We start from the raw sequence: 13,688 nt of genomic DNA, 5'->3' as shown, positions 1-13,688 counted from the left end.
CGACCACCATTAATGTACCTAAAATTCGGTATCAGATGCCTCGTTTATTTGAGATTTACTTGTGCGTCAACCTCCCATTACTGGATTTGAAAGTCATCTTCGTCTCTCCATAAGGATTATGGCCAACCCTAAACTGAGAGTAGTGCTAAAGGGCAGCCCTCTGAAGCTGGAGAAACTCTGGCTCTTCTATAGCGTTCGAGGATGTTCCAGGTGTGTAAACAGCGACGTTTTTTTGACCCACATCAGCGGTTTAAAATTGACCCACCCAATTGAGTTCAATAGTAGTTGTTGGTGTCAGTAAAAGTGTCTCATTTCTAAGTCACCGTGTATCTGAAAATCTCAGTAGAGAAATTCGTTTAGCCGAGCAGTAAGACGTTCTGCATTATCTCTAGTTTGACCGAAGGTGACTATCACTTCTTCATTATCTCGAAGTAACTTGACCATCCAGGATCGCTCCTCTGGTCTACTCCGAGTAGTTGCAGAACCAAAATGTACCTCTGCTCTAATCGGGCCTCTTTTCCTCTGTCTATGAGCTGCCATACGACAAGCTGCTGAGCAATACCTTTGTGGTCTTCCTATGCAATGTTCCGGAAGTATTTGATCACACCCCTGTCTCTCGCAGATCTTTGAGATAGGTAGTTCCGTAACGTTATGAAATGGTTCTCGGGTTCGCTCTAGTGATCCCAGCTGAGATAGTTCCGTAACGTTATGAAATGGTTCTCGGGTTCGCTCTAGTGATCCCAGCTGAGATAGTTCCGTAACGTTATGAAATAGGTATTGGCTCTTCGGTACTTGTATCTCTTCCACTGATTGGAAATCATTTGAGACCGGATTAGGTTCGCTTAGGTAGCGGAAGTGATGATAGGAAGTTTTCATTTTTCCACCTCTTCACCTTTCTTGGCGTTGTCACCAGTTTGTGGGTTGGTATAGATTCCTTGTTTGATTCGATCCTTGAGCCGGTAGCTGTTGCCCTTGATGTTGATTACATGGCAGTGGTGTAACAGTCTGTCTAAAATTGCAGTACTTAGTACTTGATCTGAGAAGAGATCGCCCCACTCGGAAAAGCCCTTATTGGAACTAAGGATTACGGTTCCGGTTTCGTATCTGGCGGAGATAATGTCAAAGAAATAATTCGCTGCCATTCGATCAAGTGGCCTATATCCCATTTCATCGATTATCAGTACCTTAGGAGAGGTGTACTTTCGCATCTTGGTTGGACTGTAGGAACTGGAAAGGTCGTTTGCAATTTTTGACAATGTAGTAAAATAACAAGAGAATCCACCAGCGATTGCCTCAAGACCAAGTGCTACAGAAATATGAGTCTTGCCGATCCCGGGCGGACCCAAAAGGACCAGGTTGGTGGCACTAGAGATAAAGGCCAGAGAACGTAGTTCAGAGATAAATGCCTTATCAATACTTGGACAGAAGTTGAAGTCGAAATCTGAAAATGACTTCCTAAACGGCAGTCCCGCGGTCTGCAGTCTTATCTCATAGGTCCTTTTTCTTTTTGATTCAATTTCAACTCCCAATAGTTCAGATAGAAATGCCAAATAGGAAAGGTCTTTTTCAGTTGCAGAAGATACCTTGGCATCTAATAGTTCAGCCATATGGCCAAGACCCAGTTCTACTAGCTGGTTTTGAGCTAATTCAAGATCTAACATTTGCAGCCTCCACATATTCATCAAGCGAACGGATCTCAACTGAAGTGTCAATGATTTGTCTTACAAGTACCGGAGGAGCCAGTCTGCCAGCTTCAGCAGTGATCCCGCTGTATTGATGAGGAAGGTAAACCAACGAGCGCTTTTGGTAGGTAAGTTGATGAGAAGCTATCAACTCTCCGTTTGAATAAATCTCAACGGTTCGCTCTTTTGGAAGTACCTCTACCTGTGAAAGTGAGTATTTCCAAGGTACTCCGTATTTGACTCCAGCAAATGAGACAAACGAATCAGCTGTTACCTTTCTGATTCTCTTTTCAAAACCGTACAATGTCTCCCGGGTTGGAAGTGGTCCTAAGTGTGGCTGTTCTACTATGAAGGCTTCATTTGGGGTAATACCGAGACTTTGATGAATCCGGTTATCTGCTTCGCTACACCAGATAAGGGCTTGTTGATTTAGATCAGCTAGATCGCTAAAGGTTCTAGCAGGCCAGAAGTTCTCCTTGGCATATCTAATCCCTCGTTCTACCTTGCCTTTGGTTTCTGGCCGTCTCACTCTGCATAGTTTGATTGATATTCCCAAGAAATTAGCCAGATCTGCCATTTGCGAGTTGAACTGATATCCGTCTTTTCCGTTTCCACCGATTACCACGGTCTTCATATGATCAGTGAGAAACACATCGGTTAGTCCACCAAAGTAGAAAAAGGCATTGATCAGACAAGTTATAAGACCGTATATATCGCCACTCAGTGCAAATTCCAGATAACTCCTGCGACTTCGTCCAAGTGTTACATATAGTCCGGGAATATGTCTTTTTGTTCCTCTCGAATCGACATAGCTAAATATTCCCCAATCGAACTGACACTGTTTACCTGGTTGGGTTTCATATCGCCTGATAGCTACCTGTTTTGGCTTTGCCGGTGGTCTGATACTACTGACATATGTTCTCAAGATACTTTCTTTACCGGTATAACCCAGTGGAACAATTCTTGACATGATTGCCGGAACGCTCAGAAGTCCTTCAGATACAAGTCGATCGATCTCAGACTTATAGGGATCGAGTTTTGAGTTTCGTTGTGGCTTTGTCTCGATTGGTTTAGAACTTGCTCCGTCTCTTAGATATTTACGTACGGTGTTTCTTGAATGTCCAGTTTCTCGGGCAATTTCTCGGTAACTGAGACCTTGTTGCTTCAAATCAAATATGTTCATAAGTGGCCTACCCTTCAGCATGTAAAACTCCTTCGTGAAAGTGGATATTCACTCAAGAGTATTGTCTGTTGGGTGGGTCAATTTTTATCGCTGATGGTGGGTCAATTTAATTCCGCTGTTTACAAGGTGACTTCAAAGAGTTGAATATTCGCCAACGGCCGCGCACAGAGAAGCGACTCACGAGTGAGTCGGGGAGAGAAAAAACCACAAGAACCACGAAAGGGACCTTCTGCCACCGGCCCAGCATCACGGAATCACCCCGTGGTGCTGGGCCGACAACAGTCGACATCTCAGCGAACTGCGACCTCGACGATCTTCACGACGACGAGGGCAAAAGCAATGATGAGGTAACCACGGAGCGTCATGAGCCCAATCTTGCGCTGGGTGGACATGACCGGTGTCTTCAGCGTTGCGAGTGCTGGCATCCTCCAGGTCCGACGATCCATTGGCTCGACGCTGGCAACAGCTAGAGCGATCGTCGTCCGACGGGATTGCACGAGCACGTAAAGGCCAAGAACGAGGCCGACTGCCACTCCGCCACCCATCACGGCCACGATCTGCATCGTCGTGATGCTCGGAAAGAGCACACTTGCCGTGAGGATGATAGACAGCAGGACAAGCACCCAAATGATCGCCGACGTGAGGATGTTGAGCTTCCTGCCGTTGACCCACGGGCCCAGCACTTCTTTGTCATTGCAAAGCAGCATGAGGAAGACGACAGCACTTGGTAGGAGCACGCCTGCGAGCGTCTGGACACCTTCGGTCAACAAGCCGAGCGGCACACCCGGAATGATGACGAGCGCTGCTGAGAGCGCTATCAATCCAGCGTAGGAGAGGTAGAAGCCCTTCGCCTTACTCACGGGACGGTGAAGGGAGTGATTGAAACCAAGCACGTCCGAGCTTGCGTACGCCGTCGCAAGGCCGACAGCAGCGGCTCCAATGATGCTCGCATCCAGGAGGGCGATGGCAAAGAGGTCCCCAGCAAGCGGAGAGACATACTTCGCAAGCCCCGCAGAGACACCTGCTGCGTTCGTGAAGTTGCCGAACTCCGGGTGCCCTGCAAACACGGCAGAGGAAAACCCAAACATGGCAGCCGCACCAATGACGACTAGCCCAATCCCAATCCAGAGATCGGCCCGCTCGTAGTTGATGAACCGAGGAGTAATCCTCTTATCGATGACGTACGACTGCTGGAAGAAGAGCTGCCATGGGGCGACCGTCGTTCCAACGATCCCGATGATGAGGAGCATGACCGTCGAGACCTGGGCTCCGTGCGGAAAACCAGGGATGACGAAGTTGTGCACCATCTGCCCGACAGGTGGGTGGACCATCAAGTAGATCGGAATGAGGACAAGCGACCCAGCAACGAGAATGAGGCACACCCGCTCGAAGCGACGGAAGCTCCCCGTGCTCGCTGCTCCAACAACGACGGCGCCTGCCAGGATCACGGACGGGACCTTGGGTAGCCCGAGGTATCCCGTCGCAAGCGTGACCCCGATGAACTCCGTTACGATCGTGAGGGCGTTGAGGATGAACAGGTCGATGACACTGAACGCTCCCCAAAACTTCCCGAACCTTTCCAGTATGAGGCGAGCGTGTCCGACGCCGGACACGGCACCAAGTCTCAGCACCATCTCCTGGCTCACGTACAAGACGGGAACGAGGAGGAGGAGGGTCCAGAGGAGGTGCGTTCCGTAGTTCTGTCCAGCCTGCGTGTAGGTGCCAAACGCACCGGCATCGTTGTCGCCAACCATAACTATGAGTCCTGGTCCAACGATAGCAAGGAGTGTCTTGAGCTTCGCCGACAGGTTACGGCGAGGGGCAACGTCGCCAAGGGCGATCGTGCCGAACGCACCCTGGATGTCGCCGAGGTGAGCGTCATCGAGAACGGCGGTGCCCTCGAGAGCTTCGGTAGTGGCGATCTTTATCATCGACGGCAACCCTCCAACACGTGTCGAGGCGAGCAGTCGAACAGGTGAGCTTGGAACTGGTTCCTATAGCTATCTCCGTGAAGCGTGTTCAACGCTTCAGCAGCAACGAAAAAAATGATCTCGGTCATGGTGGTATCCTGGAATCTGAGAATGGACGCGTCAAATGACGCTTCTGGGGCTGGGAACGAGTGCAGTCTTGGGCGTGCACGAGCAAACTGTTGGCAGGCGTTCTCCAAGCTCAGTAACCGATATGGATCTTGGCGTCCAGGTTGGTCGATCAATGCAGAATCCGACGAGACCACCGGTGGACGTAGGCAACAACTGTGTAGTTAGCCGATGTGTATCAATACCTGAGCAGAAGCTGGAGAACGCCAGTTACTAGGAGGTTCGAGTTTCATTGGCGCACCTCCTTCTCGCTCTTGACACTTAGGTAGTGAATCTATTATACCTGATTATTCCACAACGCTACCTAAAGAGTTGGCGACTCTCCACCGGGCCAATTTGCAACGAGGGCATAGCGATCTCCACGAATTAGACTTCTCCGCCATTCGATAGCCTCGTTTCCAGATATGGCAAGTCGGTTGATCGAAAAGGCCCCCACATCTTTTGATATGCCAAGGCGCATTCTCTCATAACTCGATGGAACGATTGGTTGAATCTTCTCCCAACCACCGGTTATCTTGATACCACAAAAGCGATCAAGTGCCTCGTAGAGGCCCCCTTTGGAGAGATCGGCCTCTAGAAGATTTGCCGCTCGATCCCAGGGCAACCAGGACCGATCCCACCCAATTGGATCGTCACCTGCAAAGCGAATTCTCTCGATATAAATGGCATCCACAACTGAACTTCCTAGAAATTCTCCCGCCTCAAAAGGTGGAGTTTCACGCTTGCGGGCCACGACTTCGCTACGCTCTGCAAAACCTTGCGAGCTCACCGTCGTGGCCATGCTATAGAGAGAGTGGAGTGGCTGCTCCAAAACCGTGCGAGAAACCAATCTGGTCCCTCGTCCCCTTTGACGAACCACCAAGCCCTCGGACTCGAGTCGTCGGATCGCCTCACGTACGGTCTGGCGACTTACTCCATAGAGACGAGCTAGCTCTTCTTCGGTAGGAAAGCGTCCATCAAATTCACCCGTGCCAGCTCGATCTCGCAAATCCTCACAGATTTGCGCCCAAAGCGGAAGTGGGCTTGAGCGATCTATCGCGCTCAAGCTCAAGCTCCTGCCAAAAAAAACGAAAGAATGAGCACAGCAAAGACGTAGATGGTAACGATAGTCATAGCTGGGTCCTTCTCGATTGAAAAAGAGACTATGGCGACCGCGACTCGTAAAACTGGAGTAATAATCAACACCATCGTACCGAGTACAATTATTCCCCTACCCTGTCCTTTGGCGAGCGAATTCCACAAGCCGCTAAATGAATGCGGAAATTGTGATGACGGCGATGTCAAAGAGTGAAAAGAGAGCGAACCCGACAGCTTTGCATATGCGGGGTGATGAGCAAACATCACCACCAAACCAACGATGAAGATTGCCACACTTAGAGCGACTCCGATTCGAAGCACGAGCGAAATGGTGATTTCGGTCATTCGAATCTTTTCGTTCATTACCTTGGCTTGTTCTTCTGTCTCAGGAGGACGCCTGGTAAGCCTCAACTAAAACACCCCCTTCTGCAACATCTCAAGCGAAATGACGATCAACACAACTACAAAGATCAAACGAATTACGTGACTCTTTAGCTTTCCCAAAACCTTCGAACCGACCGTAGCTCCAATTAGAACTCCGATGGCAACGGGGGCAGAGATGATGGGGTCAATCTGACCTCGAGCAAAATAAACCCCCGCACTAGCTGCAGCAGTTACACCGATCATAAAATTACTAGTGGCTGTCGAAACTTTCATTGGAAGATGCATAGCCAAATCCATTGCCGGCACTTTTAGAGCACCCGATCCAATGCCCAGCAGAGCACTCACCAAGCCGGCTACATACATCATGAACAAGCCAAGTTTGGTGCCGGTAACTTTATATGAAATCTCCTTTTGTTCCGCTTCATCAAAGTACTCACCATGAAGCTCTAGAACGTTAGCGATTCGATCGCTCGAGACGCTAAGAGGTGCCGCAGCACGACGACGCTGGAAGGTAGCGACCGCTGAATAGGCAAGAACCACCCCGAAAAGCAGAAACAAGAACCGAGTAGGCAACAGCGTCGTGAGGTAAGCACCCGTTACTGCACCAGTAGTCGTCGCAACCTCCAAAAACATACCGGCCCGTAAGTTCGTCATCTTCTCCCGGACATAGGCTGCTGCTGCACCACTTGAGGTGGCAATAACCGATACAATACTCGCACCAATGGCAAGTCTTATATCAACGTGAAATAGTAAAGTCAACACCGGAACGATGACCACACCGCCGCCAAGACCCACGAGCGAGCCGAGCATCCCAGCGGCAACTGAGATCAACCCCAGAGAAATGACAAAGTCAAGAGGAGTCATATGTACAATTGTACATACAAACGAACACCGATGTGTAAAAAAGACAAATATTTAAAGAGCAACCTCTCGGACCAAATCCTGCTTCATTGCATTGTCCCTAGTATGTTGGCATATGACCAGCCAGACGCCAAAGAGATTGTCTGAGGGCTTAGTGTCTTTTGAATCGTATAACCAAGAGCGACGATCCGTCTTAGCGATCTGCCCATAGAGATACAAGGGACTTCTTCAGACATAAATGTCAAAAAGCTAATAAAACCAGGCCATCACAAGAGTGATACCACAGCTGAAGACAAAACCTTGGTTTTCGCCAATGGCCAATGGCAGCTTTATGCCAAAACAGGCTCTACCACTGGCGCCGTAGTTACTGGCCCTGTGAATTGTCAGATTCTAGCCAAAGGCCGCCTGTATCCTTTGGCCTGAATCAACCGATAATGGCATAAATAGCTTTGGTGAAAAATTCATAATTAGACCAAAAAAGCAGTCTGCAATAACAGGACTGCGATTAGGTAATATCCGTGAATCTAGTGCAGACTCAAAACCGTAGTGGCCGATGGATGGGGCATGCAAAGTTCGTCGTATTCCGAAATCACGATCTCGGTGGGATCTATGGAGCAAGCGGGGCAATTGGGGTCTCGTCGAATCCTGAAGTTCCTAAAACTCTCTTCAAGCGCATCATATGACAATATTCTTCCTGCCAATGTCTCTCCTATGTTCAATAAGATCTTGATTGTCTCCATGGCTTGAATCGAGCCGATAATCCCCGGCAAAACGCCTAACACGCCTGCTTCTGCACAACTTGGCGCCAACTCTGGCGGAGGTGGTTCCGGAACGAAGCATCGATAACAAGGGCCTACGTAGGGTTGAAAGACTGTCGCTTGACCCTCAAATCTAAAAATCGAACCATGCACGACTGGGATCTTTTTGATCAACGACGCGTCATTTACCAAATATCGAGTTGGGAAGTTATCGGTGCCATCCACGATGACGTCATAACCATCAATAACAGAAAGGATATTTTCAGAATTCAAACGTAGATCATAGGTAACCACCGTCACATCGGGGTTCAAGGAAGAAAGGGTCTTCTTGGCCGAATCGACCTTCCTCTCTCCAATTCGATCCATATTGTGGAGAATTTGCCTTTGTAGGTTAGAAGCATCGACGACATCCATATCTAAAATCCCCAAAGTACCAACGCCTGCCGCAGCTAGATACAGGGCGGCTGGCGAACCGAGTCCACCGGCGCCCAGCAGAAGCACCTTTGATTCAAGCAACTTCATTTGCCCTTTAGTTCCGACCTCTGGAAGTAGAAGATGTCGCTGATAACGATTCCGCTGTTGCTCATTTAGAACCTTTGGAACTTGCCAATTGCGTCCCTCATCCTTCCAGCGATTAAATCCACCCGCCATCGATACGACATTTTCATAGCCGATCAAAGTCAACGAATGGACAGCTAGCGCAGATCGAACACCGCCCGCACAATAGACAACCATAGGCTGAGACTTGTCAGAGACTCGACCTTCGATTTGCAACTCTAGATTTCCACGTGGAATAAACAAAGAATCCGCGATTGCACCCTGTTCGACTTCATCCGCTTCGCGCACATCAACCCCAAGCCACCCTAACTCAAACAGTTCCTGGGCCTCTTGGGTAGAAACCTCCCTAATCTGACCCTTTATACTTCCAAGCAAATCTCTAAATCCGGCCACTGTCGTCTCCTTGGCTGAGCTTCCTAAAATACCTTACGAGATAAAACTCTACTATTTAAGTCGACATTCCCAAACGAAGGCTACTCTAAAACGGTGACAAAGGATTTTGAAGCGTTGACAAAGGACGTCTTGGTGACAGATCATAAGGACCAATAGCCTGGAGATTTGTCCGATTTATCATAAGGAGACCAGTGGAATTTTCCGAAGTTTTGAAGAAAAGACGCACGCATCGCCACTTCCTGGAAGACCCTGTTGAAAAAGAAGTCCTAGAGGCAATATTACACGCGGCGACACGGGCGCCATCAGCCGGATTCACCCAAGCAAGTCGGTTCCTAGTCCTAACCAACCCAGAGGCACGGGAAAAATTCTGGTCCATCGTCGCTACACCCCAGTGGCGCGAAAAATCCAAAAGCCACGCAGGGCTTGACAATGCTCCCGTATTGATAATTCCCTTCTCGAATCAGTCCGCCTACATCGATCGCTATCAAAGGGACGACAAACGATATGCGCAAAAAAAGATAGAGAGCGATTTTCCATCACCATATTGGACTATCGATACAGCATTCGCGGCAATGTTGGTCCAGCTAGCCATCGTAGATGCAGGTCTCGCATATCTCTTCTTCGGCCTCCCCGTGGATCGTTCGCTACTTCTTGAAGCGTTCAACATACCGTCAATCTATGAACCTATTGGAGTCATTGCCCTTGGGCATCCAGCCAACAATGATCCATCGGCTTCATCAAAGGTCCAAGTGCGGCTTCATCAAGATGACCTTATCTGGATGAATGATTTCAAGCGTTAACGAGGCTCTTTATAATTTTATATGAATTTTCAATTATCTCAACCTGGTGATTTGGACTTATGATTGCCGTTACGTCGGAAACGCCCAAAGGCAAACAGTGGTCCATTTGCGAAATTCCACAAACATTCAAGACCCTGACCTGGCTATCTATCCATATAACTAGCTGCATCTTCATATCAAATAGGGAACCTATCGTTGTAGATCTAGATAACATTTATTTAACCTAATCAAAAAATATTCAAGCAAATCCGAATCCTTAGGATTGGCCATAACGTTAACTAAGTCGTCATCCATTAGGTAAAAAACTGAGCATCCAAAATAATAGTATCGGAGGCTTCCGACCCTCGCGCATCTTCAAAAATGACCACGCAGCATAATTTGATTTTTTTAGTTCAAAACATTAGACAAGATGAAAAAAACGATGCCTTACAAGTAAATCAGGCTAAATACTGTAAATCAAAATTGATATTCACCGATAAAAAAGTAACTCAATTGGATTTCAGAGTCATATCCGGAAAATAGATTTCCAAAATTTCAAGATATTTCAAGATATTTCGATTTTATTTATGTAATATAGGTCAATCGCAATTATTGCCTCCAATCCCTATATTCGAAAGGTTCTCCTGTGACTGTCGACCGCTCTAATAGAAATCCCATTCCTAATGACTCAAGTGACCACACCAACAATCAATCGGAAATCGAATCTACAGCGATTTCAAATAATGGAATTGAAGAAGAAGACGGCAGAATCATGGTAGGCACCTGGGTAGATCCATTAGTGGAATCACTTGGCTTTGACCCTAGGACAAACTACGTCGAATATTTCTGGCTCCCAATTTTAGGGCCCAGCTGCATCTTTCTTCTGCGACGTATGGCGTATGCTTTCGACCTGAGTGGTGACTTCCGAGAGATGTCACTACACACAATTTCTTACGAAATTGGACTTGGATCACCAAAGGGATTTAGCAGTAGTATCACCCGAACGGTGAATCGATGCATCCAGTTCGACATGGCAAAGCTACTTCCTAATGGTCAGCTTGCCTTCAGGAGGTCACTGCCGCCGTTGAGTCAGCGTCAACTAAATAGACTGCCGATCAGACTTCAAGAAGTCCACGAAGCTCTAATTCTAGGATACGGCACGCCTGTAACACAAGAGGCTAAGGATCAGAGCGTAGCGATTGCCGTCTCGCTTCTTGAGTCTCATGAGTCAGAGGAGAGGGCCATCGAGGATCTAGCCAGGTGGAAGATCGAACCTACGGTAGCAAAGCGGGCTCTAGAAGCTTTGTTTCCACGAGACGATCTAGAAAATAATAAGCAATGAAGTGTGCATTTTTCCGTGCTTTGGATCAGACCAAGCAGATACTTAGTTCTGTCAATCTCGACTGATCGATAAAGTCGATTTGGCACTTTCAGGCCAGATAATAAATCATCAAAGCTGAAAGTGCCAAAGTTGACTAGCGCATTTGAAGCCGATGCGAGCGCTCAAGAAACTAGTCGTCGCCTCAATCTTTCGATGTCGTTCAAAGATCAACCTAGGTCACATCACCTAGGTCATAACCAACTACAGTGATCCCAGCAGCAGATAACACAGGAGCCTGGCACCGAATCCAGTTCCGCCACGGGAGATGTAACCTCGGTCAGAGTCCGATCGCGATGGACCCGCAATGTCAAGATGAGCCCATTTCTGACCTTCTACAAACTCACTTAGAAGCATTGCCCCAGCAGTTGCTCCTGCTTGACCAGCCTCGCCAATATTGCGCATGTCAGCGATCTCCGAACGGATGTGCTTTTTGTAACGTTGCGGAATAGGAAGTTCCCAAAGTGCCTCGCCGGACACTTCTCCCGCATCTATCAAGCGTGAGATTAGCTCGTCACTATTTCCAAGAACACCAGCGATCTCGGTCCCAAGGGCAACTACACACGCCCCAGTCAAAGTTGCCAAATCAACGATATAGTCTGGGGACTCCTCCGAGGCCAAAGTTAGTCCGTCAGATAGCACTAATCGGCCCTCAGCGTCGGTGTTGAGAACTTCAATAGTCTTACCGCTTCTAGTGGTAAGAACGTCACCTGGCTTAGTTGCGCTACCACTTGGCATATTCTCCGTCAACATCGCAAAGCCGATCACCTTCTTGGTGACATTTAGTCGGCCAAGGACCGACATAGCCGAAATTACCGCAGCCGCACCGCCCATATCGGTCTTCATCGTCTTCATTCCATCGAAGCTTTTAATGTTCAGACCACCAGAGTCAAAGGTTATGCCCTTGCCGACCAATGCAATGCTTTGGGTCGCATTTGCTGGGGCATAGGTCAACTTGACCACCCGAGGTTCTTGAGAAGATCCGGCCGCTACTCCCAAAAGCGCTCCCAGTCGCTCGCTTTGAATTCTTTCACCATCCCAAACCTCAATCGAGATAGAAGGATCGCGGGCAAATAGTTCTTCGGCCACCTTCGCGAACACTGTGGGTGTTAGAAACCCGGCTGGCTCATTTACTAGAGTGCGCGCCAGTTTGGTTGCATCCGAGATTGCTTCACCTTGAGCTATCGCTCTATCACAATCTGAGCTCTCTACATCTTCGCCAATCAAAAAGGTTACGTTGCTTAGAAGCGATGCTTTTTTGAGTTCCTTTGGATCGCTCTTATATTTGTCAAAGCGATAGCTAGACATGGCTATTCCCTCAACCAAATAACCTAAAGCATCAACTCCATACCGGGCAATAAAGTCTATGGTCGAAACTACAACCTCGCTAAAGCCATAACTAGCGCGCCCAATCAAAGCTCCAACTTCACGAATCTCATCAGCCTTTAAATCCTTGTTGGCGAGACCAATTAGCCCCATGGGCCCATTGTTCAGCCTTGGCAGGATCAGAACCTCATTTGCCCCAGCGCTAAAGCCCAGAGCATCAACTCCGTAGTCGGCCAAAGTGGCTCCTGCTAGAGCCTCTAGTGGACTGCTAATAGAGTCCGGAGAGACAAAGATGAAATTTGGCAAATCGCCATTTTCGTTAAACGAACTAACTCTATAGGTAACTTGTCCCAAGTGTTTTCAACTCCTTTTCATAAATTCGCCAATAACGACTCAACCGTATGCGAATTAAAGCTATGCGAATCTTATTAGCCAAAATTGCGAACTCTTGGCTAGTGAGAACCATTTTGAGAGGTTTTGATTCCCTGGGAGCCTTGATGTGGCATGGTCAGGCGGAGCCAAAACCTACCTTTTGTAGCTTTGGCCGCTAACCAAGAGTTACAAAAAGATATTCGCGCACCTCTCGCCCTCAAAGATTGGCGCCTACTAACCCCTTGCCAATAGGTGTTCAGCTTCACACCAACGAGCCAAGATCCAAGCAAGGTCGGATAATCTATTGAGATAGACCCCAACGACCGAATCAGGGATCTCTGAACAAAACCCCAAACTAAGACGTTCAGAGCGTCGAATCACGGTCCGAGCAAGATCCAAGGCCGCTGAAAGTTGGTTAGAGCCAGGAACCACAAACTCTTTTGGCATCTCGAACAAATCTGCGATTTCGTCGATCAATTCCTCAATTCGTTCCACCATCTTGGTTGAAACCCTGGAACTTCCCTCTTTCAATTTAGATCGCGATGCCTCAAGCGTTGCTACCTCAGCCATCAGCACCCATAGATCTCGTTCGAGACCAATCAAAATCTCATTCAATTTGCTATTGTTACCACAGAAAGATCTGGCAAGACCGAGTGCTGCTTGTGCCTCATCCACGGCGCCATTTAGCTCTATATGAATCGAATCCTTTGCGACCCTTGCACCATAGAGTAGGCCTGTAGTTCCGTCATCGCCTTTTCGGGTATATATTTTCACGATTTTACGTTGTCTCCTACGATTACCAAATAACTATGTAATCCAAATATCTTGGCTAGGTTAATAA

Annotated in this window: 13 protein-coding genes; 3 read left to right on the top strand and 10 right to left on the bottom strand. The window is 48.1% G+C overall.

Annotated features, from left to right (window positions below; all coding sequences use genetic code 11):
* Positions 1–339: 339 nt before the first annotated feature.
* The 4 genes from ACIDITHRIX25_RS000000101045 to ACIDITHRIX25_RS000000101030 all read right to left on the bottom strand — a co-directional run bounded on the left by ACIDITHRIX25_RS000000101045 (position 340) and on the right by ACIDITHRIX25_RS000000101030 (position 4,796).
* Entirely contained in the window at positions 340–876 is a 537-nt protein-coding gene (locus ACIDITHRIX25_RS000000101045) for a hypothetical protein (RefSeq protein ID WP_201731989.1), read from the bottom strand.
* Positions 873–1,661 (bottom strand): IS21-like element helper ATPase IstB, encoded by a 789-nt coding sequence (gene istB / locus ACIDITHRIX25_RS000000101040; protein ID WP_201731988.1) that lies wholly within the window; start codon positions 1,659–1,661, stop codon positions 873–875. The genes ACIDITHRIX25_RS000000101045 and istB overlap by 4 nt, the downstream gene beginning before the upstream one ends.
* Complete coding sequence (istA, locus tag ACIDITHRIX25_RS000000101035) at positions 1,648–2,886, bottom strand: IS21 family transposase (RefSeq protein ID WP_201731987.1); 1,239 nt, start codon at positions 2,884–2,886, stop codon at positions 1,648–1,650. Before istA ends, istB begins: the two co-directional genes overlap by 14 nt.
* 269 nt (positions 2,887–3,155) lie before the next feature.
* Positions 3,156–4,796 carry an NRAMP family divalent metal transporter gene (locus ACIDITHRIX25_RS000000101030; RefSeq protein WP_201731986.1) on the bottom strand — a complete coding sequence of 547 codons (1,641 nt, stop codon included), beginning with the start codon at positions 4,794–4,796 and terminating at the stop codon, positions 3,156–3,158.
* Between the two features lie 163 nt (positions 4,797–4,959).
* Between ACIDITHRIX25_RS000000101030 and ACIDITHRIX25_RS000000101025 the strand changes: the two genes are divergently transcribed.
* Positions 4,960–5,178 (top strand): hypothetical protein, encoded by a 219-nt coding sequence (locus tag ACIDITHRIX25_RS000000101025; RefSeq protein WP_201731985.1) that lies wholly within the window; start codon positions 4,960–4,962, stop codon positions 5,176–5,178.
* Positions 5,179–5,265: 87 nt separating this feature from the next.
* Here the strand turns inward: ACIDITHRIX25_RS000000101025 and ACIDITHRIX25_RS000000101020 are convergent, their stop codons facing one another.
* The 4 genes from ACIDITHRIX25_RS000000101020 to moeB all read right to left on the bottom strand — a co-directional run bounded on the left by ACIDITHRIX25_RS000000101020 (position 5,266) and on the right by moeB (position 8,992).
* Entirely contained in the window at positions 5,266–6,006 is a 741-nt protein-coding gene (locus ACIDITHRIX25_RS000000101020) for a GntR family transcriptional regulator (RefSeq protein WP_052604515.1), read from the bottom strand.
* 2 nt (positions 6,007–6,008) lie between these two features.
* On the bottom strand, positions 6,009–6,449 hold the full coding sequence (locus ACIDITHRIX25_RS000000101015; protein ID WP_052604516.1) for a DUF1634 domain-containing protein: 441 nt from the start codon (positions 6,447–6,449) through the stop codon (positions 6,009–6,011).
* Positions 6,450–7,286 carry a sulfite exporter TauE/SafE family protein gene (locus tag ACIDITHRIX25_RS000000101010; protein WP_052604517.1) on the bottom strand — a complete coding sequence of 279 codons (837 nt, stop codon included), beginning with the start codon at positions 7,284–7,286 and terminating at the stop codon, positions 6,450–6,452.
* Positions 7,287–7,807: 521 nt separating this feature from the next.
* Positions 7,808–8,992 carry a molybdopterin-synthase adenylyltransferase MoeB gene (gene moeB / locus ACIDITHRIX25_RS000000101005; RefSeq protein WP_052604519.1) on the bottom strand — a complete coding sequence of 395 codons (1,185 nt, stop codon included), beginning with the start codon at positions 8,990–8,992 and terminating at the stop codon, positions 7,808–7,810.
* 191 nt (positions 8,993–9,183) lie between these two features.
* On the opposite strand from moeB, the gene ACIDITHRIX25_RS000000101000 reads away from it, so the two are divergent.
* Both ACIDITHRIX25_RS000000101000 and ACIDITHRIX25_RS000000100995 read left to right on the top strand, forming a co-directional pair.
* Entirely contained in the window at positions 9,184–9,792 is a 609-nt protein-coding gene (locus tag ACIDITHRIX25_RS000000101000) for a nitroreductase family protein (RefSeq protein ID WP_052604520.1), read from the top strand.
* Positions 9,793–10,417: 625 nt separating this feature from the next.
* Positions 10,418–11,113, top strand: a complete 696-nt coding sequence (locus ACIDITHRIX25_RS000000100995) for a hypothetical protein (protein ID WP_052604522.1) — start codon at positions 10,418–10,420, stop codon at positions 11,111–11,113.
* Positions 11,114–11,353: 240 nt separating this feature from the next.
* On the opposite strand, the gene ACIDITHRIX25_RS000000100990 is transcribed toward ACIDITHRIX25_RS000000100995, so the two are convergent.
* Together ACIDITHRIX25_RS000000100990 and ACIDITHRIX25_RS000000100985 are read right to left on the bottom strand one after the other, a co-directional pair.
* Complete coding sequence (locus ACIDITHRIX25_RS000000100990) at positions 11,354–12,829, bottom strand: leucyl aminopeptidase (protein ID WP_052604523.1); 1,476 nt, start codon at positions 12,827–12,829, stop codon at positions 11,354–11,356.
* A gap of 252 nt (positions 12,830–13,081) precedes the next feature.
* Complete coding sequence (locus ACIDITHRIX25_RS000000100985) at positions 13,082–13,621, bottom strand: cob(I)yrinic acid a,c-diamide adenosyltransferase (protein ID WP_052604524.1); 540 nt, start codon at positions 13,619–13,621, stop codon at positions 13,082–13,084.
* Positions 13,622–13,688 lie beyond the last annotated feature (67 nt).

This window comes from Acidithrix sp. C25, from assembly GCF_904848545.2.
Note: the sequence above shows the minus strand (reverse complement) of the source record. Positions and strands in the feature narration are given on the sequence as shown.

Bases quoted from the DNA above. Each gene is read 5' to 3' on its own strand.
- istB (WP_201731988.1), bottom strand. From the start codon at position 1,661: ATGTTAGATCTTGAATTAGCTCAAAACCAGCTAGTAGAACTGGGTCTT.
- ACIDITHRIX25_RS000000101045 (WP_201731989.1), bottom strand. From the start codon at position 876: ATGAAAACTTCCTATCATCACTTCCGCTACCTAAGCGAACCTAATCCG.
- ACIDITHRIX25_RS000000101030 (WP_201731986.1), bottom strand. From the start codon at position 4,796: ATGATAAAGATCGCCACTACCGAAGCTCTCGAGGGCACCGCCGTTCTC.
- istA (WP_201731987.1), bottom strand. From the start codon at position 2,886: ATGCTGAAGGGTAGGCCACTTATGAACATATTTGATTTGAAGCAACAA.
- ACIDITHRIX25_RS000000101010 (WP_052604517.1), bottom strand. From the start codon at position 7,286: ATGACTCCTCTTGACTTTGTCATTTCTCTGGGGTTGATCTCAGTTGCC.
- ACIDITHRIX25_RS000000101025 (WP_201731985.1), top strand. From the start codon at position 4,960: ATGACGCTTCTGGGGCTGGGAACGAGTGCAGTCTTGGGCGTGCACGAG.